The organism is Mycobacterium farcinogenes (assembly GCF_019739075.1).
GTDB classification, from domain to species: domain Bacteria; phylum Actinomycetota; class Actinomycetes; order Mycobacteriales; family Mycobacteriaceae; genus Mycobacterium; species Mycobacterium senegalense.
Genome location: NZ_CP081673.1, coordinates 4,301,103 through 4,321,673 on the forward strand (window position 1 = coordinate 4,301,103; position 20,571 = coordinate 4,321,673).

General features: G+C 65.0%; 16 protein-coding genes. 2 read left to right on the top strand and 14 right to left on the bottom strand.

Annotated elements, in window-relative coordinates; translation table 11 throughout:
* Positions 1 to 256 precede the first annotated feature (256 nt).
* The 8 genes from K6L26_RS20475 to K6L26_RS20510 form a co-directional block, all read right to left on the bottom strand.
* Positions 257 to 1,855, bottom strand: a complete 1,599-nt coding sequence (locus tag K6L26_RS20475) for an MCE family protein (RefSeq protein WP_221851369.1) — start codon at positions 1,853 to 1,855, stop codon at positions 257 to 259.
* Positions 1,856 to 3,181, bottom strand: a complete 1,326-nt coding sequence (locus K6L26_RS20480) for an MCE family protein (RefSeq protein ID WP_221851371.1) — start codon at positions 3,179 to 3,181, stop codon at positions 1,856 to 1,858.
* Entirely contained in the window at positions 3,178 to 4,632 is a 1,455-nt protein-coding gene (locus K6L26_RS20485; RefSeq protein ID WP_221851373.1) for an MCE family protein, read from the bottom strand. The genes K6L26_RS20480 and K6L26_RS20485 overlap by 4 nt, the downstream gene beginning before the upstream one ends.
* Positions 4,629 to 5,726 carry an MCE family protein gene (locus tag K6L26_RS20490; RefSeq protein ID WP_221851375.1) on the bottom strand — a complete coding sequence of 366 codons (1,098 nt, stop codon included), beginning with the start codon at positions 5,724 to 5,726 and terminating at the stop codon, positions 4,629 to 4,631. The genes K6L26_RS20485 and K6L26_RS20490 overlap by 4 nt, the downstream gene beginning before the upstream one ends.
* Positions 5,726 to 6,754 carry an MCE family protein gene (locus tag K6L26_RS20495; protein WP_221851377.1) on the bottom strand — a complete coding sequence of 343 codons (1,029 nt, stop codon included), beginning with the start codon at positions 6,752 to 6,754 and terminating at the stop codon, positions 5,726 to 5,728. The genes K6L26_RS20490 and K6L26_RS20495 overlap by 1 nt, the downstream gene beginning before the upstream one ends.
* Positions 6,751 to 7,872, bottom strand: coding sequence for an MCE family protein (locus K6L26_RS20500; RefSeq protein ID WP_245008766.1), 1,122 nt, complete (start codon positions 7,870 to 7,872; stop codon positions 6,751 to 6,753). Before K6L26_RS20500 ends, K6L26_RS20495 begins: the two co-directional genes overlap by 4 nt.
* Before the next feature lie 600 nt (positions 7,873 to 8,472).
* Positions 8,473 to 9,636, bottom strand: coding sequence for an ABC transporter substrate-binding protein (locus K6L26_RS20505; RefSeq protein WP_245008624.1), 1,164 nt, complete (start codon positions 9,634 to 9,636; stop codon positions 8,473 to 8,475).
* An 87-nt stretch (positions 9,637 to 9,723) separates the two neighbouring features.
* Positions 9,724 to 10,500: a FadR/GntR family transcriptional regulator gene (locus tag K6L26_RS20510; protein ID WP_221851379.1), complete on the bottom strand. Its 777-nt coding sequence runs from the start codon at positions 10,498 to 10,500 to the stop codon at positions 9,724 to 9,726.
* A 220-nt stretch (positions 10,501 to 10,720) separates the two neighbouring features.
* Between K6L26_RS20510 and K6L26_RS20515 the strand changes: the two genes are divergently transcribed.
* Together K6L26_RS20515 and K6L26_RS20520 are read left to right on the top strand one after the other, a co-directional pair.
* Positions 10,721 to 11,710, top strand: coding sequence for a hypothetical protein (locus K6L26_RS20515; protein ID WP_221851381.1), 990 nt, complete (start codon positions 10,721 to 10,723; stop codon positions 11,708 to 11,710).
* Complete coding sequence (locus K6L26_RS20520; protein WP_221851383.1) at positions 11,707 to 12,573, top strand: hypothetical protein; 867 nt, start codon at positions 11,707 to 11,709, stop codon at positions 12,571 to 12,573. Before K6L26_RS20515 ends, K6L26_RS20520 begins: the two co-directional genes overlap by 4 nt.
* A gap of 5 nt (positions 12,574 to 12,578) precedes the next feature.
* Here the strand turns inward: K6L26_RS20520 and K6L26_RS20525 are convergent, their stop codons facing one another.
* The 6 genes from K6L26_RS20525 to K6L26_RS20550 form a co-directional block, all read right to left on the bottom strand.
* Positions 12,579 to 13,385 carry an acyl-CoA thioesterase gene (locus tag K6L26_RS20525; RefSeq protein WP_221851385.1) on the bottom strand — a complete coding sequence of 269 codons (807 nt, stop codon included), beginning with the start codon at positions 13,383 to 13,385 and terminating at the stop codon, positions 12,579 to 12,581.
* Positions 13,382 to 14,611: a CoA transferase gene (locus K6L26_RS20530; RefSeq protein ID WP_221851387.1), complete on the bottom strand. Its 1,230-nt coding sequence runs from the start codon at positions 14,609 to 14,611 to the stop codon at positions 13,382 to 13,384. The genes K6L26_RS20525 and K6L26_RS20530 overlap by 4 nt, the downstream gene beginning before the upstream one ends.
* Before the next feature lie 10 nt (positions 14,612 to 14,621).
* Positions 14,622 to 16,766 carry a thiamine pyrophosphate-dependent enzyme gene (locus K6L26_RS20535; protein ID WP_221851389.1) on the bottom strand — a complete coding sequence of 715 codons (2,145 nt, stop codon included), beginning with the start codon at positions 16,764 to 16,766 and terminating at the stop codon, positions 14,622 to 14,624.
* Between the two features lies 1 nt (position 16,767).
* Positions 16,768 to 17,541, bottom strand: coding sequence for an HAD-IIA family hydrolase (locus K6L26_RS20540; protein WP_221851391.1), 774 nt, complete (start codon positions 17,539 to 17,541; stop codon positions 16,768 to 16,770).
* Positions 17,542 to 17,673: 132 nt separating this feature from the next.
* On the bottom strand, positions 17,674 to 19,059 hold the full coding sequence (locus K6L26_RS20545) for an aspartate aminotransferase family protein (protein ID WP_221851392.1): 1,386 nt from the start codon (positions 19,057 to 19,059) through the stop codon (positions 17,674 to 17,676).
* A gap of 13 nt (positions 19,060 to 19,072) precedes the next feature.
* Positions 19,073 to 20,566 (bottom strand): CoA-acylating methylmalonate-semialdehyde dehydrogenase, encoded by a 1,494-nt coding sequence (locus tag K6L26_RS20550; protein ID WP_221851394.1) that lies wholly within the window; start codon positions 20,564 to 20,566, stop codon positions 19,073 to 19,075.
* Between the last annotated feature and the right edge of the window lie 5 nt (positions 20,567 to 20,571).

Genomic DNA, 20,571 nt, shown 5'->3' on the forward strand with positions numbered 1-20,571 from the left:
CAGTCGTATGTTTCGGAGCTGCACGTGGTCCTGACTGTCCAGGTGCTGGTCACGGTGGCTTCGTCGTGAAAGATCTCGTTGGTTTTCGCCCATGTCCCGTCGGACACTGCACGATAGGCGCCGTTGAGTGTGGGGTCGCAGAATGCAGCGGCCGCGCTCGGAGTGCTGGTCAATGCCGCCACAGTCGCCGCAGCGATCAGAACAAGCATTGGCAGTGCGGTGGCCGCCGGTTGCCGTCTTACGGTTCGCGTCGATGTCATGGATGATCCTCCATCACGAGGTCTTTCCAGTTCGCTGCCCGCCGTGAGGCAACGAGGTTGGCCTGCTGATAGGTCTGGCCGTCAGGTGTGACGTAGCGTCCGGAATTGGGATCGTAGTGCGCGAAGACGACCGCAGGCTCTGAGTGAGTGTTGTTGCCGCCGAATGCGCTTGGTGCTGCCGGTACCGCGGCGTCAGTTTCGGGTGGTGGCGGCGCGGGGTTGGGCGGTGCTGTAGGTGGCGGGATTTGGATGGGCCCGCCGCGGGCAGGGTCCGGCGCGGCCGGCGGCGGCATGGGCGTTCCGTTGGTCGGACCGAAAATGTGGTCGTCGTTGGCGACCCTGGCGTCGGGCGGCACACCTTGGGCGATCAGGTTGGGGTCCAGCGGGTAAGGACCTGTGAGGTGTTGGCGCATTGCCAGCGGTACATAGGGTTTGTCACTGTTGCAGATCTCGGCCGTCGGGGCCCGCTTCCCTGGCTTGTTCATGCAGGGGTAGTTCCGGGCCCCGCGTACCGCCAACGGTGAGTCTTGGGGCAGTTTGCAGTAGAGGCCATCAGGGGTGTCGACTTCGGAGGTATCTTCCGGAGACCGCCATTGGCTGGGCGGGAGAAATCCAACGGTGCATGACGGTGGGTCCCCGAAAGACATGGTGAAGTCGCCTTGTCCCAGCCCGGTCGGATTGTGATCGGGTGCTGCCGAGATGATGTTGGCGACGAAGGGTGGCAGTAACACCAGGATTTGTTCGAGGCCGGGTCGGTAGGTGACCAGGATCTGTCCGATCGAGGTCAGGTTGGCCAGCAGCACCGGCAGTGTCGGCTTGACCTGTTCGAAGAGCCGGGATGCCTCGTTGATCGATGCGGGGCCGTCGCTGAGTACCTTCCGGATCTGTTGATCATCGTCGACGAGCGTGGTGGTGATGTTGGCCAGGCTGCGTACCCAGGTCCGCAAATCATTGGTGGCGGCGGCCTGCGCATCGAGTAGCGGCCCAGAGTCCTCGACGAGGGCTTTGGTGGGGTCGCGCACATCGTTCAGACCGGCCGAGACTTTGGCCGATGAGTCCATGAGGGATCCCAGGTCGTAACCTGCACCGTTGAACGCCTTGAAGCTCTCGTCGAGCAGCAGTCCGAGTTTGTCTTTGGGGATGCTCTTGATCAGCGCGCTGGTTTGGTCCAGCAGTGGCCCGACTTGTTGCGGAACAGTGGTGTCCGCCTTGGCGATCGTCGAACCGTCGTGCAGGTACGGGGGTGTGTCGGAGATGGGTTTCAGATCGAGGTATTGTTCGCCGATTGCCGAAACGCTGCGCACCTCAGCCTTCAGGTTTGCGGGGATTTTTGGTGAGGCGTCCAGTGATAAAGTTGCTTTGGCCCCGCGCGGTATGAGTGAGATCGCCGTGACCTTGCCGATCTGCACCCCGCGGTAGGTCACGTTGGAAAAGCGGTACAGACCACCGGTTCCCGGCAGTTCCGCCGTCACGGTGATACGTCCCACGCCCAGCAGAGTCGGCGCCTGCATGTAGACCACCACCATGGTGACAAGGCCCACGATGGAGCCGATGGTGAAGAGCACCAACTGGATCCGGACCAACCGAGTGAGCATTCAGCGGCCCCCGTCATTGGCTGAAGGCAGCGGCGGACCCTCGTTTGGCGGTTCGGTGGGTACGGACGCAGATTGTGCCGGCATACCGTTGGGCGGCGGCGCGCCCAGTGGCGTCGTCGATGGCGGTGCGGCAGCGGGTGGGACGGGTCCTCCGGGCAGGATCACCGGCGGCCCGGCCGGTGGCGGCGGGGCTAACTCGGTGCCTTCCGGCGGCACCGCCAATGGCGCGCCGAGCGGATTGTTGGTGTAGTACCAGTCATAGCCGGGGTCTCCGGGGGCCGGCGCCAGCACTGCTCCATCCACACCCCAGCGGGTTCCCAGGAACAGGCCACGTTTGAGGCGCGGAACGGTCAGGTCAGCCACGGCGAACAGGTTCATGTAGTCACCTTTGAGGCCGCGGTCAATCACGTTCTGGCCGTAGGGAAAGACCGTGGCGTACATCAGGCCGTCGATGATGCCCGGGCCGGCATCCGCCAGTGCACGCACGGTGGGCTGGAGGTTCTGAAGGTTCTTCACCAGGTCGGCCTGGGTGTCGTTGATCAGCGTGGTAGCGGTGCTGCTGAAGGCCCGCAACTTGTCGAGGGCGGTGATGATGCGCGGCTTTTCAGCCAGGAGCACATCGAGTGCGGAGGGAAGCGTGCGCAGGGTCTCGGTGATCACCTCGTGCTGTCCGGAGAATGTGCCGGCCAGCCGGTTGAGGGCGTCGATGGAGGCGATCAGATCGCCGCGTTGGCGGTCCAGCACGCCGACGAACTTGTCGAGTCTGGTGATCAGATCGCGGATGGCATCCTGACGTCCCGATAGTGCCGCGTTGAAGTTGTGCACAATGTCGCCGACTTGGCCCAGGCCTCCGCCGTTGACCACCGCAGACAGTGAGGACAACGTCTGCTCGGTCGAGGGGTAGGTCGACGATTGGTTCAGCGCAATGGTGGACCCGGGCGCGATGTGTCCCACCGGTGGCTGCCCAGGAGGCGGGTCCAGCGCCAGGTGCTGTGATCCCAGCAAGCTGGTCTGCCCGACGGTGGCGACCACGTTGGCTGGGACGTTGGCTCCGCTTTGCAGCCGGACTTCGACGTCGGCGTGCTGGTCGCGCAGCGTCATCGCGCCGACACTTCCGACGACGACGTCGTTCATCATGACCGGCGAATTCGACTCCAGCATGCCCACATTGGCGATCTCCACGTGGTAGACCATGGCCCCGGGTCCATGTCCGACGGTGCCGGGCAGCGGCAGGGAGTTCACTCCGTTGAATGCACAACCCGACAACGTGAGCACCGTAGCGGCGCTCAACGCCGCGCCCACTCCCGCTGAATGCCGAACGGTCATGATGGGGGCGTCCCTTCGGTGGGTGGCACGGGCCCAGGTTGCTCGGGCAAAGGTGCCGGTTGCAGCGCGGGAGAAGGTAGTAGCAGGTTCTCGACGCTGGGCGCGGTGGGCGGCGGCGCGCCGGGATAGAGCGCCGGCGATGGCGCTGCGGGCAGCGGTGCATTCCGGCCCGGCGGCGCGGGCGGTTGGTTCCAACCCGGAGGCGGAGGCACATCGCCCGCCCCGGTGAAGGCCGAAACCGACGGAGGCACTTCGGCGGGCACAGGAACGCCTCCGGTCCCGCCGGGTGCCAGGGCAGGATCGGAATAGATGACATTGCGCGGCGAGGGAGCCAACGCCGGGTTGATCGGAAACGGCAAGTTGTTGAAGTTGAGCTGGTCCAGGCCAGGACCGAGGTATTGCGCACACAGTTTCGCGGTTTCGGCTGCAGTGGTGTTCTTGACGGCGCCGATTGCGGCACAGACGAACTGCACCGGATTGGAGAAGTTCGTAAACGAGATCGAGCCGAGAATGGTGCCGGTGTCCGGGTTGTAGTCGGCGTAGCCGTTGGCGAGCGCGGTCGGTGTCACATGCAGAAGTTGTTCGAGGTCCTTGCGGTGCTCAACGAGGTTGGAGGTGACATTGGTCAGCCGTTGGACTTGTTCGCTGGTTTTATCACGCGTGCCGGCGATGAAGCGTTGGACTTCACCGAGTGCTGAGGACAGATTGTTCAGCGCGGCATCGAGATCGGTGCGGTTGTCATCGAGGATGCTGGTCAACGTGGCGAACCTGCCCTGAAATTCCACGATTTGGGGGTTGGTGTCGCGCAGCGCGGAAACCAATATCTGCAGGTTTTTGACGGTGTCTGCGATATTGCCGCTGCCGTCGGCCAGGATGCGCCCGACGCCGGCCAGCTGGTTCAGCGTTTCGCGGAGTTTGTCGCCGTTGCCGTCGAGTGCGTTGGCGGTGGTGTCGATGAATCGCGCGATTGCCGGAGTCGATACCTGACTGGATGGCCCCAATTCTGTTGCCAGGCGCATCAGTTGAGACTTGACTTCGTCCCACTCGACCGGAACGGCGGTGCGATCGATCGGGATGACTGCGCGGTCGGCCATGATAGGGCCGTTGGCGTGGGGGCCGCTGGACCGGTACGCCGGGGTGAGTTCCACATAGCGGGCAGCGAGCAAGTTGGCGGCGACGATGACGGCTTTGGCATCTGCGGGGATGGGCACGCCACGGTCGATGTCCAGCGACATTCTCACCTGGCTGCCTTCGGGTGCGATGGCGGTAATGGTCCCGACTTTGATGCCCGCGACCCGGACGTCATCGCCCGGATAGATGGCTGTGGCAGAGCTGAAGTAGGCAGTCACCGTTTTCACGCCGAAAAACGAGGCATGCAGCAGCACCGCACTGGCCGCGAGGATCAACGCGATGAGTACACCTGCCGGCGCGGTGCGTCGGCGAGCGATCATGGCGGACCCCATCGTTCTTGTGGTTGCGGGATACCGTTGCGCGGGAACGGGAATTCCGCGCGTGGGCCCGCGTTGTCAGGTGGCTGCCCAGCGTTGGCTCCTCTACGGAATCCGAAGGCGTAGTCCAAGAAGGGCTGCAGCAGCTGCGGCATGCTCAAGTTGGCGATCTGGGCTTGGTAGTACGGGCCGCTGGAGACCAGTTCACCGGTGCTCAGCTCGTACTTCGCCAAGCCGGGCAGTGCCTTGGCAATGTTGTCGCGGTTCTTCTCCAGCACCGCGGTGACGGCGTTGAGTTTGTCGAGCGTGGGCGCCAGTTCGGCCTCGTTGTCGTGCACCATCCCGGTGAGCTGGTTGGCCACTGCCGAGGTGTTGGCGAGCAGTTCAACAATGCCCTGACGCACTTGCACGAGAACGTCGAGCAATGCGTTGCCGTCGAGGATGAGGGTGTTGACCTGTTGGCTGCGCTCGGACAGGACCGCGCTGACCTCGCTGACGTGTTGAAACAACTCACCCAAGGTTTGGTTGCGAGCATTGAGCGCCCGCGACAGTCGGGTGAGGCCGTCGAACGTCGATCCCAGATCCGGAGAGATCGCCTCGATGGTGGCCGAGAGCGCGTCGAGGGACTGGTTGAGGGTATCGGTGTCGGTGCCGGCGATGTCGGTGGTGAGGTCGCCCACGGCTTCGGTGAGCGAGTACGGCGAGGAGGTGCGGGTCGACGGTATGACGTCGAGAGCCAGCATCCGGCCGGGCCCGGCGGTGTTCACCGTCAGCACTCGCTGTCCCAACAACGAACCGGTGCGGATATGGGCGGTGGATTGGGTACCCAGCGAAATGTCACTGCTGAGTGAGAAGGTCACCAGGGCCTGCCCATCGTGAAGCTCCACACCCGAAACGGTGCCGACCTTCGTTCCCGACATGGTGACGTTATTGCCTACAGTCAACCCGCCGGCCTGATCGAACAAGGCCTGGTATCGGATCTCGGTGGCCCAGGACACCAACTGTTGGCTCCGCATTCCGACGGCGATGACCAGAACGATGACGACGACGCCGATGAAGCCGCGTCGGATCAGCTGGGGTCCACGGTATTTCAGCATCAGTTGTCTGAGCACCTTCCCGTTTCTTGCTTCATCCAGGGAAAGACCGCTGTGCGTCCTTGAAGATCGGTGACTCGCACTGCCACGCCGCACAGGTAGTAGTTGAAGAAGCTGCCGTAGGCGCCCAGGCGCGCGAGCTTGCGGTAGTTGTGCGGCATCCGCTGCAGGCCGGCGTCGAGGTGGTCTTTTTGCATGTCCAGGTTGGGTGCCAGGCGGTTGAGTTCGTCGACGGTTCCGGCCAACGGTGGGCGTGCCCGGGTGAGCAGGTCGGCCAGTGACGCGGTTCCGTTGTCCAAGGCGGTGATCGCGTTGCCGATGGGATCGCGATCGGCGGCGAGTTGGCTGGTGAACTGTTGCAGGCGGTCAATCGTGCCGGAGAACTTCTCACCGTCTTTGGCCAGCGTGCCCACTGCCGTGTTGAGGTTGTCGATGAGTTGCTGAACCAGTTGATCGTTGTTGGCGAGGTCGGTGGTAAACGAAGAGGTTTCCGACAGCAGCGATTGCAGGGCACCGCCCTGCCCTTGCAGGACCTGCACCAACGATTGGGTCAGCGCGTTGACGTCGTCGGGGTTCAATCCCTGGGTTACCGGCCGCAGCCCACCCAGCAGCAGGTCGAGGTCGAGGGCCGGTGCGGTGCGTTCGATGGGAATCTGGGCATTGGCGGGCAGGATGGTGGTGGGCCCTGGTGCCGCGGCAAGGTCGAGGTAGCGGTCCCCGGTCAGATTGAGGTAGCGCACGATCGCCCTGGTTCCGGTCGTGAGTACCGCCTTGCGATCTGCATCAAAGCGGACCAGCACGGTGGTGTCCGACCGCAGTTTGACACTGGTAACCGTGCCCACTCGGATGCCCGCCACCCGCACCGAGTCCCCCACTTTCAGGCTGGACGCGTCGGCAAACACTGCTGAGTAGTCCTGCGAGGATCCGGTCCGGTACTGGCCGAAAACAGTGAACAAGCAGGCGGTCAGTATCGCCATCACGACACCGAACACCCCGAACTTGACTGCCGTCACCGTCGTCGCGTGCCTCATCCGGGTTGACCGATTTGCGCGGAGTTTCTCGGCGGCCCGGCGAGCGGTCCGAACAGCGTTTGCTTGAGGCCATCGGTGTTCAGCAGAACGCCTTCGTTGCCGTATCGCGCCGGGTTGGTACCGACGTCTGCGACGATGAACGGCGGCCGCGAAAGATACCGCACGTTGGGTAGCCCCGAGACGCATTGTGGGCCACCGGTGGCCGCGACCTTGGGCAGATCTGTCGGGTACCGGTAGCGCTCCTTGCCCAGGACGAACCCCGCGTTGACCATGGCGCCGGGCACCTGCGGTTGCTTGATGTAGGCGGCTTGGATCAAACCGCCCATCATGCAATACAAGGCCTGGTTGTACTGGCTGGTCAAATCGGTGGTCGGCGCCAGCAGATGCACGGCATCGGTCAGTGCGGCGCGGTTGGTCGCCAGGACGTCGTTGCCGACATCGGCGAGCCCGATCATGCTGACCAGAAACGCATCGAGGTTGTGCTGCTCGTCGACGATGCTCTGGCTGATCCGGCTTGCGTTGCCGGCAGCAGTCAGCAGATCGGGTGCTGCATCGGCATACGTGTTGAGCACGGTTGGTGCAGTGGCCAAGTCGTGACTCAACGCCGGCAATCCAGGCTCGATGGTGGCGAGGTAGGTGTCCAGGTCGACCAGCATCTGACCGATCGAATGCCCGCGGCCGTTGACGGCCGAGGCGATCGCGCCCAACGTCTGGTTGAGTTTGGCCGGGTCGATTGTCGCGAGCACCGCGGTGAGCTGCTCGAAAACGGTGTTCACTTCGACCGTGACCCGCGAGGCGTCGAGTACTTGACCGGGAACCATCGCCTGCGGCGATGGATCCTCTGGATCAATGAGCTGAACGTACTTCGCGCCGAACACCGTGGTCGACGCGATATCAACCCCAACGTTGGCCGGAATCTGCTGCAGCTGTGCTGGATCCATCGCCAGGTGCAATACCGCGCGCCCGTCGGGCAAGGTCTCCAACGACTTGACGGCTCCGACTTGAACGCCCCGCAGTTTCACCTTGGCGTCGGGGTTCATCACCAGCCCCGCACGAGGTGACATCACCGTGACCGGGACCGCTGAGTTCAGATCACCGCGAAACAGCACTGCCACCATGACGATCGCCAGTCCGATGATCACCACCGTCACCAATCCGGCCACCGGGCGCGGCCAGACACGCTCGACGCTGGGGTTCAGCTTCACCGCTGCTACCGAGGCGCGTCGGCGCGTTCCCGCCACGTCGGATCGATCCCCGTGTCGGCTCACCGGCGATTCACCCCTCCAAAGTCCGCTATCACGCCTGCTGCGAGGGCCGGCCGCCACACCTTGTGGCGGCGGCCGAGCAGATCACCTCGGCGGCAATGCTTTCGCGGTGCCGCAGGGGTTACGGCGCTCCAGAGTCCCCCGATCCCTGATCACCGCCAGCCGATTCGCATCTACCCCGCGTGCGGTGATCCGGATATCGATCGCCGCATACCTCTAAAGGTATAACGCAGCGCGCGACGCGTTGTCTACCCCTTTGCGAGCACCCCTCGATCGCGACCCGACGGCATCGCATCCACAGGAGATATCACTAACAAGCAGTTCAGAGGGAATAAGGCGACAACTCATCGCTGCGGTACCAGTCGCGACAGCTCACGGCTCACGGCTGTTTACCGGACAAACTCCCCGCGCCATGCGTGAATATGCGCAAGATACATATAGATGTAAAGGCGACTAGCGGAGCACCGGAGAGTCACTCACGTGGCCTTCGATGGTGGCGTGCAGTACTGACGCGCTGCCGTCAGGAAGCACTCGCCTCGCGACCAGGAACTCACTACCGACCCAGCCGTGCCGGATGAACTTCCCGAACCTCAACCGGGTCCCGGGGGCACCGGTCGCCGCGGGCAGCATCTTGATGCGCTCCAACGCCTCTTTGACAGCCGGACCGGTCAAGGGCCGGGCGCCGGCGAGCGCGGTCATCATGAGCCTGCCAACGTCGTAGCAGTACAAGGGGAAGAAGTACTCGGGGCGCCGCCCGTAGGCGCGCTCGAATCGATCAAGAAAGGCTTGTGCTGTCCGATTCCGCTCGTCGTACTGGTCAAGTCCGATCCAGCCGGCGAGTTGCTTGCGCCACCACGGACTGGTCGCGGCGAATTCGAATGCGGTCGTCGTGTAGCGCGGCGGCATCCATCCGATGTGGTGAAGTGCAGCATTCATGCCGATGATTCCCAGCCCGAAGCCGACGTGCATGACCGCGTCGGGCTCGCCTTGCGCCAAGGTGGTCATGGTGGCATGCTTGTCGCTTTCAACTTGGGGAATCGCCACCTCTGCGGTGATCGTCAGTCCTGCATCCCGGCAGGCTTCCCGCGCCGTTCGCAGATACTCGCGGCCAATGAGGCTGTCCTCGAACGCCAGACCCACAGTGCGGCATCCATCGAGCGAGGCGACGGTGGCCATGATGATCGGTTCTTCCTCCATGGAACCAGCCGGAAGCCCGAAAACCCAATCGCCAAGCATGCTTTCAGAAGCCGCCATGGTGATGATCGGCACCTGGGCCAGGCCCTCGACGTACGGGCGCAATGCGACCCCGTTCTCGGAGACCCAGGGGCCGAAAATCACCAACGTGTCCTGCTCGACCAACTCAAAGAAGGCGTCGCGCACCGCCCGAAACGACCCCCTCGGCAGGCCCTGGACGGCACGGATGACGAATTCAACCGGACGTTCGAGGATTCCACGCTCCAGATACTCGTCAGCGACGAGTTGCAGTGCTAGAAGGACGTTCTCGTCGTAGTTATCGTTCTCGTCCAGGTAATCGATGAGCAACCCGATGCGTGCCGGGGTCACGTCGGCCACGGGTGCCTCCCGCATGTCGAGTGCCAGGCAGACCCGGCGATGCATCTGAGAATCTAAACCAACCCAAGCTAACGCATCATCACGGCCGGCGTCCAGAGAAGCCTGTAGAGGTTTGGGGCGCAGTCACCTGCGTCACCGATGCCGGTTTACCTCGATCGTCGAACTGCCACGCTCGCCGAGCAGAGCCCGCCGCACCCGGGCCATGTGCGCGGCACAGTGGGATTGCGCTCCGTCGCCGTCCCCGGCAGCGATCAAATCGACGAGCTGCTCGAACTCACGGATCGTGCGACGCCGCGACGTAACCGGCTCCCCTTGGCTTCGCGTCAGGACATCAGCCACTGCCGCACGGGTAATGACCTCATTGATCATTTCGCAGATGATGATCAGGGTCTGGTTGCCGGCCAACTGCACCATCTCGCTGTGAAAACCAACCATCGCCGTGGTGCAGGCTGTCGGATCCTGAACGGTGCGCTTCATCTCGACCACGAACTCACGTAGGCGCAGAGCGGCACGTTCACGTCCGCGGGACAACGCGACCATACGTGCCAAGGCGGGTTCGATAACGGCACTGGCTTCGAATACATCGGCCAGCGAGATGCTGCGAGACTGCATCACGAGGGCAGCCGCTCGCGCCGTCATACGCTGATCGGGCCGGTGTACAACCACACCGCCCAATGCACCCCGCAGCACCGAGATCAGACCTTCGGCCTCCAGGATGCGCAGCGATTCGCGCAATGACGGACGCGACACCTGGAAGCGTTCCAACAACTCGGCTTCGGTGCCCAGGAGGTCTCCCTCATCGAGCCTTCCGGCGATGATGAGGTCGCGCAGTTCGTCGGCTATCTGCTTGGGCTTTCCCGACGCTGAGCCGCCGGAAGTTCCACCCTTCGCCGCAGTCGGCTTGGCCACTCGTCTCCCTACCGTCCGATCATTCGGAACAACACCTCGAACAACGACCAAGCTATCCGACGACCCAACCAGGCAGCAGCCGTCAGCCCTTTGCTCCTCCGCGCCCTTTACAAGAATATATCTAGATATTTAAATAGGGTCCCGGAAGCGGCCGTGTCGGCTCGGAACCGTCGGCCAGGCGAGATCCGCAGTGTGATCGACTCAGTTTGGGGGCTGGGCAGTGAGCAATTTCGAGTTCACGGTCGCAACGCATCCACCCACCCTTGACCACTATCGTCGGGACTGGGCTCCGGCGCCGGATGTAGGACTCGCCGGGATGTGGATCGGTGCGGTCGTCAATGATGCTGCAGGACAGACCTATTGGGGACTGCGCGGGGCTGATGACTTCATCACCGGAATGACACATGTGGTGTCGCCGATAACCGGCTTCAAGAAGCTCCCGGCATCATTCGATCCCGACCCGCCACACCTGTTCGCGGAGTACTCGACCATCGACTGGTTCGAGCCGATGACCTATGCCGACACCGGCGCCTCCGTCACGCTGAATTATCCCAGCGGACGCATCGAACGCGACGACGGGGGGTTCCACTGGCACGACGCGAGCGGTCGCTGGGAAATGCACGGTACCAACGTCACCGACGTGTTCACCGTCCACGTTCCGGCGCAGGACGGCGTCGTGGAGCAGGTGCATTACCGGCATGAACTGATGGCTGCCACCGGGACCATCGAGGGCGTACCCGTCTCGGGCTACCTACATCAGGACTATGCCTACGGCCCGCTGGGACGCGTGTATCCGGAGCTCCCCATCGCCCGACTCCTGCAGGGGATGTGGGTGTCGTGGATGCACGAGTACCCCGACGGACAGTGGGGTGGCGGCTGCTTCTGGCAGGGACGCGACCGCGTCGCCTTCGGTCCCGGCTATCAGGTGATCGACGGGGTGACCACCGCATACGACGACATCACCGCGACGCCGACGTTCAACGACGCCGGCAAGCTGACCAGGCTGAACGCCAATATCGGTTCGGAAACATACACATTCACGTTCGACACGTGCGGCAGTTACATCCACTACTTCGGCCGTCTCACCGCCAGTTCGCCGGGCAAGGTTCCGGCACGCAGCTGGTGCTGGGTCGAATACGCCGGTGCGCTGCTGACCCCCGAACTGCTCGACATGGTGATGACACCCTTCGACCTCGCGCGCGGGCGGTGACCCAGGCCGACCCGCCGAGGTTCCATCTCCTGGCGGCGAATCCAGGCAAGCGACGCACCGAGATCATCTACCTTGTGTGGTTTCTCCTCACGGTTCCGCTGCAAGGGCTGGTCGTGATGAGTCTCAGCTACGACCGTCCCAATGACCCCGCATTGGTCGGTCAGGCGATCGTGATGGCCCTCGGCACCCTCGTCTGGCCGTTGGTGTTCCGGACGCGCGAAGACCACGGACGTCCGCTCACCGAGCTGTACGGCTTCCGGATGGGCGTCTTCCTCATGATCTGGGCCGTGCTGGGCGGGTTCGTCGGCACCGATCCCTGGTACGAGGTCCTCCACGGCCACTTCGCCTTCAACACCGCCTGGAATCCCAATGGCGTGCCGTTGTTCATGTTGCCCATGACCATCAGCGTGTTCAGCTTCTACACGGTCATCTTGGGAACGCTCTACCGGGTGACCAGTCAGCTGCTCGATCGTACCGGCGGTGTCCTCGCTCGCGACTCGATGACTCGCCATGCGGTCCTGTGCCTGCTTCTGGCCGGCATCATGCCTCTCGGCGAGACCTTTGCCTACTCGGGCTCCAACTACTGCTTCGACAACGGTGTCGGCATGTGGGGCCTGAACGTATTGATCTACGGTTCATGGCATTTCGCCGCACTGCTGTTCTACACCCGTTGGGATCGCCAACCAGATGAGCGCACCGCGCTGAGCACCACCGTCGTATCCGGGTTCGCCACCATAGGCATGCTGATGGTGCTGATGGCGATCACGAAGACCTTCATCGCACCGCACTACGTCGAAGTTCTCCACGGCGTACGCCACCTCAACGATTGGAGTCCGGAGAACTGTTTGGGACCGAAGCCATAGAAAGCTCAGTCCGCCAAGCGATCGGCCACCAACCCCTCCTGCACCAGGGTGGCGGCCACCGCGCCGTCGGCGCGCAGCAGGCTTGACGTGATCAGCCCGCGACCCCGCGCGGTCGCCGGCGACCGCGACTCCAACAGATTCCACTCCCCGGCCCGCACCGGGCGGTGAAACCAGATCGACGAATCAGTGGTGCCACTGCGGTGGCTGCGCGACCGCATACTGTGACCGTGCACCGCCAACGCCGGATCGATCCCGTACAAGTCGGTGATGTACACCGCGATCAGCGTGTGCACCACCGGGTCGTCGGGCAGTTCAGTGGTGACCCGCCACCACATCCGGCGGACGAACTCCTCGCCCTCGCCCTCGTCGGCGATGCGGATGTCGAACTCGTCGAGCGGCAGGGATGGCGCGGGACCGGGAGGCCCGGTACACGGGAGGACCTGAGGATCGTGCGGCATCGCGCCCCACCCGTGTTCGGGCCCGGCGAGAGCCGTCGCGAACGACACCGTCGCGGTGGTCAACATGCGGCCCTGCTCATACGATTCGACCCGTCGGGCCGAGGCCGTGCGCCCGTCGTACACGCGCTCCACGCGGTACTCGGCGGTCTCCCCGGCATTTCCACCGCGCAGGAATTGCAGGTGCATGTTGGTCGGCGCCCGATCGTCGCCGACGGTTCGGCAGGCCGCCGCCAGGCTCTGGGCGGCCAGCAGGCCACCGTAGGCCCGTTTGCCCTCCGGCCCGCTGGCATTCCCGGTGAACACCTCACCGGCCGCGTCTTCGCTGACGTCCAGCAGCCTCAGCAGGGTGCTCACCGCGCGTCGGTACCCGTTGCGACGGTGCCGGATTCGGTCAGCGCCGCGATCTCGTCGGCACCGAGCCCGAGGTGCTCGGTGAGCACGGACCTGGTGTCATCGCCGAGTGCCGGCGCGGGGACCGCAGGCGGGTACACCCCGCCGATCGACACCGGAAGGCCGGGCGCCAGGTAGGTGCCGATGCGGGGCTGTTCCAGCGGCGTGAACAGCGGATTGGCGACCACCCGCTCGTTGACCGCGACCTCGGCGAAGCTGCGGTACCGTTCCCACAGCACCGAGGTACCCGACAGTGCCGCACTGATCTCCTCGGCGGTGTGCTCGCTGAACCACAGGGTGAACAATCCGGTGAGGGCGTCCCGGTGGGTGTAGCGCTGCCCTTCGTCGGTGAAGTCTGCACCGAACGCCTCGGCAAGGGCGGCAACGGCTTTGGTGGTCCCGGTGACTTCGGTCAGATCCCGGAAATGCCTGCCGGTCAGCGCCACCAGCATGAACCCGACGCCGTCGCTGCTGGTGAAGTTCTGGCCGTAGGTGCCGTAGAGGGTGTTGCCGAGACGTTCGCGGCCGGTGCCGTTGATCATCACCTCGGTCAGGAACCCGAGGTTGCCTGCGGTGGCCAGCGCGACGTTCTCCAGCGGGATGCTGATCCTGGCGCCCTCACCGGTGGAGTCGCGCTGACGCAGCGCGGCGCTGACGGCCAGCGCCACGTACAACCCGCAGCTGACATCCCAGGCCGGCAGCACATGGTTGACCGGGCTGGACAGTTGCGACGGCCCGGTGACCATAGGGAAACCCAGCCCCGCGTTGACCGTGTAGTCGACCCCGGTTCCGCCGTCCGCGCGTCCCGATACCTCGACGTGGATCAGGTCCGGTCGAAGGGCAGACAGAACTTCGTACGAATGCCACTGCCGCCCTGCGACATTCGTGATGAGAACTCCGGCTTCGACAATCAGCCGCTGCACCAACTGCTGGCCTTCCGGCGAGCGCATGTCCGCGGCCAGCGACCGCTTGCCCTTGTTCAGCCCGGCCCAGTAGATGCTGTCGCCGCCATCGGTGAGCGGCCAACGGTGATAGTCGGCAGCGCCGCCGATGGGGTCGACCCGCACCACCTCGGCACCCAACTGGGCCAGGGTCATACCGGCCAGCGGTACCGCGACGAAACTGGAGATCTCGACGATCCGCACCCCAGCGAGCGGGCGGGTCGGGTCCGGCGTTACAGATTCGGCCATGGCAGTCAAGCTATCGTGCGCCCACCAGTTTCACTGCGGCGGCCTCGATGGTGTCCTCGGACAGCAGCACCTGCAGCGCGGCATCGCCCAGCGGGATGAAGCTGTCGGCACTGGCCACCCGCTGCAGGCTGCCGGTGAAGCCGTGGTCGACCAGTTCGGCGAGCACGCCTTCCCCCACGCCCCCGGTGCGGCGGGTCTCGTCGACGATGAGCACCCGGCCGGTCGCTTCCGCCTCCCGCAGCAGGTCCTCGACCGGCAGCGGCGACAGCCACCGCAGGTCGACCACCCGTGTGCCGATCCCGGCCTGCTGCAGACGGCGGGCCACCCGCAGGCTCATCCACAATCCGTTGCCGAACGTCAGGATGGTCAGGTCGGTGCCCTCACCGTAGGTGCGGGCAGAACCGATGCGCACCGGCTCGGTGGGATAGTGCGCCAACCACTCCTGATCGCCGTCGGCGTACAGGTCCTTGGTGTGATAAAGCGCGATGGGTTCGAGGTAGATGCACACGGCGCCGGCGTTTTTCGCGGCGGAAACGCAGGTGTGCAGCATCGCGGCAGCGTCGTCGGGCCGGGCCGGCGAGGCGATCACCACCCCGGGGATGTCGCGGATCGCAGCGATCGAGTTGTCGTTGTGGAAGTGGCCGCCGAACCCCTTCTGGTAGCCGTAGCCCGCGATCCGCACCACCATCGGGTTCCGGTACTGACGACTTGAGAAGAACTGCAGCGTGGCCCCCTCACCGCGAATCTGATCGGCGGCATTGTGGACATAGGCCAGGTACTGGATCTCCGGGATCGGCACCAGTCCTGAGAGGCCCGCTCCGAGAGCCAGTCCCAAGATGGTCTGTTCGTCCAGCAAGGTGTCGAATACCCGCGCGGGCCCCGCGGCGGACTGCAGGCCACGGGTCACGCCGTAGACCCCGCCCTTGCGGGCGATGTCCTCGCCGAACACGATCGTCTCCGGGTGCACGTTCAGCGCATCCTTCAGCGCCCGGTTGATGGCCAGGGCCAGGGTCAGGGGCGGGCCACCGGGCTCACCCGACGCCACGGCCGACACCGCCCGGGCATCGTCGAGTGTTTCGCGCAGAGGGCGCATCACCGCGGGTGCGCTGTCCAACTGCAGGCAGGCACTGACCTCACGAGCCAGCTCCATCACCTCGGCCCGTTTGTCCTCGTAGCGTTGCAGAGCCTGCTCGGCGGTCAGAACACCGTGGGCCACTAGTGTTCTCGCGGTGTTGAGCACCGGGTCACGCTCGTAGTCCGCGACGATGTCGGCTCCAGGCCGGTAGGCCTGCTCGTAGTCGGTGCCGGCGTGCCCCATCAACCGCACCGTGCGCAGGTGCAGGAACGCGGGTTTGCGCTCACGACGAACCCAATCCGCTGCGGCACGCGCCTTTTGGACCGCGTCGACGAGATCGCAGCCGTCGGCGGCGAAGTACCTCAACCCCGCACGGTCCCCATAGGCGCGGGCGATCCAGCCCCGCGGTGTCGGCGTACTGATCCCGATGCCGTTGTCCTCGCAGACGAACAGCAGCGGCATCGGCAGCCCCTGATAGGCGGCATGCAAAGCGGCATTGATGGCGCCCACCGTTGTCGAGTGATTGACCGAGGCATCACCGAAACTGCAGACCGTCACCGCATCGTCTGGCCATGGGCAATCCACACCGAGCTTGCGAGTGCGCGCGATCGAGAAGGCCACCCCGACCGCACGTGGCAGGTGCGAGGCGATGGTAGAGGTCTGCGGAATGATGTTCAGGTCGTGGCGGCCGAAGACCTTGTGCCGCCCACCGGAGATCGGCTCAGCGGTGGCCGCCACCAACCCCAGCAACACGTCACGCAGCGGATCGGAGCCGTCGACCTGCGCGGCGCGAACCAGGTAGAAGCCGCCTGACCGGTAGTGCAACAGCGCCGGATCGGTCGGTCGCAGGGCGGCGGCGACGGCGGCATTGCCCTCGTGGCCGGACGATCCGATGGTGTAGAAGCCCTGCCCCTGCGAACGCAGCCACCGGGCGGCAAGGTCCAGATGCCTGCTGCCCAGCTGAGCGTCGAAGAGCGCCAAGGGATTCGGCACATCCAGTGCAGGGGCGTCCCCTGAGCCCGGCGCGACGAGGGACGCTACCGTCGCGGTGTAGTAGGCGTCGATGGGCTCGCTGGTCATCTCAGATCAGCTCGATCGCCTCGGCGATCGACGGCAGCACCCGGCTGGGCCGGAACGGAAAGCGCTCGATGTCGGAGACCGACGTCGAACCGGTGAGCACCAGGATGGTCTCCAGCCCGGCCTCGATCCCGGCCACCACGTCGGTGTCCATCCGGTCGCCGACCATCACTGTGTTCTCCGAGTGCGCCTCGATCCGGTTGAGCGCACTGCGGAACATCATCGGGTTGGGCTTGCCCACGAAGTAGGGGTCGCGGCCGGTGGCCTTGGTGATCATGGCCGCCACCGAGCCGGTCGCCGGCAGCGGGCCCTCGGCCGACGGGCCCGAAACGTCGGGATTGGTGGCGATGAACCGAGCCCCACCGAGGATCAGCCGAACAGCCTTGGTGATCGCCTCGAACGAGTACGTGCGGGTCTCCCCCAACACGACGTAGTCGGGATCGATGTCGGTCAGCGTGTAACCGACCTCGTGTAATGCGGTGGTCAGGCCGGCCTCGCCGATCACATAGGCCGAGCCGCCCGGCTGCTGGTCGGCCAGGAACGCCGCCGTCGCCAGGGCTGACGTCCAGATCGACGCCTCCGGCACGATCAGCCCTGAGCGCGCCAGCCGGGCGGCCAGGTCGCGCGGGGTGAAGATCGAGTTGTTGGTCAGCACCAGGAACGGCCGTTGCTTGTCGGCCAGGGCCTGAAGGAATTCGGCCGCGCCCGGGAGCGCGTGCTCCTCGCGGACCAGGACGCCGTCCATGTCGGTTAGCCAGCACTGGGCAGGTGAACGCACCGGTCCAGTGTCTCAACTCGCCGTGCGGATCAAGCGGCAACGGAGTTATTCCACCGGGTATGGCGACGCTACGGCCGCTGAACGCCGATGCCCGGCCACGCTGGTCGCGTAGCCGGGCATCGGAAACGGAGATCAGTTGGTGTGCTGATCGGCCACGTCGAGTGCCGAGTCCAGGATCGCCAGACCCTCACGCGCTTCTTCCGCGGTCACGTTGCACGGCGGCACGACGTGAATGCGGTTGTAGTTGGCGAACGGCAGCAAGCCACCCGCCTTGCACGCGCCGACCACGGCGTTCATCGCCGGGCTGGAACCACCGTAGGGCGCCAGCGGCTCTCGGGTCTGCTGGTCGGCGACCAGTTCGACGGCCCAGAACACACCGGCACCGCGCACTTCGCCGACGCTGCGGTGCTTGGCGGCCAACTCGGCCAGACCCGGCGCCAGCACCTCGGTGCCGATCTCGGCGGCGTTCTCGACCATGCGCTCCTCGGCCATCGCATTGATGGTCGCGACGGCCGCGGCACACGCCAGCGGATGACCCGAGTAGGTCAGCCCACCGGGGTAGGCGCGGTGCGCGAAGGTCTCATAGATCTCGGGGCTGATCGCGACGCCGCCCAGCGGCACGTACCCGGAGTTGACTCCCTTGGCGAATGTCATCAGGTCGGGAACGACATCGAAGTGGTTGATGGAGAACCACTTTCCGCTACGGCCGAACCCGGCCATCACCTCGTCGGCGATGAACACGATGCCGTAGCGGTCGCAGATGTCCCGCACCCCGGCCATGTACCCGGGCGGCGGCACCATGATTCCGGCGGTGCCGGGGATCGACTCCAGGATGATCGCGGCGATGGTGGACGGGCCCTCCATCTGGATCAGCTTCTCGAGGTATTCCAGCGCGCGCTGGGATTCCTGTTCCTCGGTCTCGGCGTAGAACGACGAGCGGTACAGGAACGGCCCGTTGAAGTGCACGATGCCGGCGTTGCCCCGGTCATTGGGCCAGCGCCGCGGATCACCGGTGAGGTTGATCGCGGTATCGGTGCCGCCGTGGTAGGCGCGGTACCGCGACAGCACCTTGTAGCGGCCGGTGTGCAGGCGGGCCATCCGGACCGCATGCTCGACGGCGTCGGCGCCACCGTTGGTGAAGAACACCTTGTTCAGCTCACCGGGGGTGCGCTCGGCGATCAGCCGCGCCGCCTCCGAGCGCGCCGCGTTGGCGTACTGCGGAGCGATGGTGCACAGCTTGGCCGCCTGTTCGGCAATGGCGGCAACGACTTTCGGATGCTGATGACCGATGTTGGTGTTGACCAGCTGACACGAGAAGTCCAGCAGGCGGTTACCGTCGCCGTCCCACACGTACGAGCCCTGTGCGGCGGTGATGGTCATCGGCGAGATCTCCTCCTGGGCCGACCAGGAGTGGAACACGTGCGCGCGGTCGAGTTCATAGGCCCGCGCGGCCTCGGCCTTGGCCGCCTCGACAGTCAGCCCGTTGGGCAGCACGGCAGGCTCTTGAGTCACAGTCATGGCTGAAATTCTCTCACTTGTTCTCGGGGAAGCCGAGGTTGATGCCGCCGTGGCTGGGGTCCAGCCAGCGGGTGGTGATGGCCTTGGTGCGGGTGAAGAAGTGCACGCCCTCGGTGCCGTGGGCATGGCTGTCACCGAACAGTGACGCCTTCCAACCGCCGAAACTGAAGTAGGCCATGGGAACCGGGATCGGCACGTTGATACCGACCATCCCGACCTCGACTTCGTTCTGGAAGCGCCGCGCCGCGCCGCCGTCGTTGGTGAAGATCGCGGTGCCGTTGCCGTAGGGGTTGTTGTTGATCAACTCAAGCGCTTCGTCGTAGGACTCGACCCGCAGCACCGACAGCACCGGGCCGAAGATCTCGTCGGTGTAGACGCTCATCTCGGGGGTGACGTTGTCCAGCAGGGTCGGGCCCAGCCAGAAGCCGTCGGCTCCACCGTTGGCGATGACGGTACGGCCGTCGAGCACGACCTTGGCGCCGGCAGCCTCTCCCGCATCGATGTAGGACGCCACCTTGTCGCGATGGACCTTGGTGACCAGCGGGCCCATGTCCGAGTGCTTGGTGCCGTCGCCGGTCTTGATGGTCGCGGCCCGCTCGGCGATCTTGGCCACCAGATCGTCGGCGATCGGGCCGACCGCCACGGCGGCCGAAATCGCCATGCAGCGCTCCCCGGCCGAACCGAAACCGGCGTTGACCATCGCATCGGCAGCCAGGTCCAGATCGGCGTCGGGCAGGATCACCGCGTGGTTCTTGGCGCCACCGAGGGCCTGCACCCGCTTGCCGGCCGCAGTGGCCGTGGCATAGACGTACTGCGCGATCGGGGTGGACCCGACGAACGAGATCGCCTTGATCTTGGGGTTGGTCAGCAACTCGTCGACCGCGGTCTTGTCGCCCTGCAGCACGTTGAACACGCCCTCGGGCAGGCCGGCCTCGGCCCACAGCCGGGCCATCCACAGCGATGACGACGGGTCCTTCTCAGAGGGCTTGAGCACCACGGTGTTGCCCGCGGCGATGGCGATCGGGAAGAACCACATCGGCACCATGGCCGGGAAGTTGAACGGCGAGATGATGCCGACCGGCCCCAGCGGCTGCAGCACCGAGTGCACGTCCACGTTGGTCGAGGCGTTCTCGGTGAACCCGCCCTTGAGCAGACTCGGGATGCCGCAAGCGAATTCGACGACCTCGAGGCCACGGCTCACCTCACCGAGGGCATCGGAGAGCACCTTGCCGTGCTCGGCGGTGATCAGCGCGGCCAGCTCGTCCTTGCGGGCATTGAGCAATTCTCGGAATGCGAACAGCACCGAGGTGCGCTTGGCCAGCGACGTGTCACGCCAGCCCGGGAACGCCGCCACGGCGGCGTCGATCACGGCACGCGCGTCATCCACACTGGCCAGGGCAACCTCGCCGGTGACCGCGCCCGTCGCCGGGTTGGTCACCGGGGCCGTAGCTGTCGACGTGCCGGCGAAGACCTTGCCGTCGCGCCAGTGCTGGATGACATTGCTCATGGAAT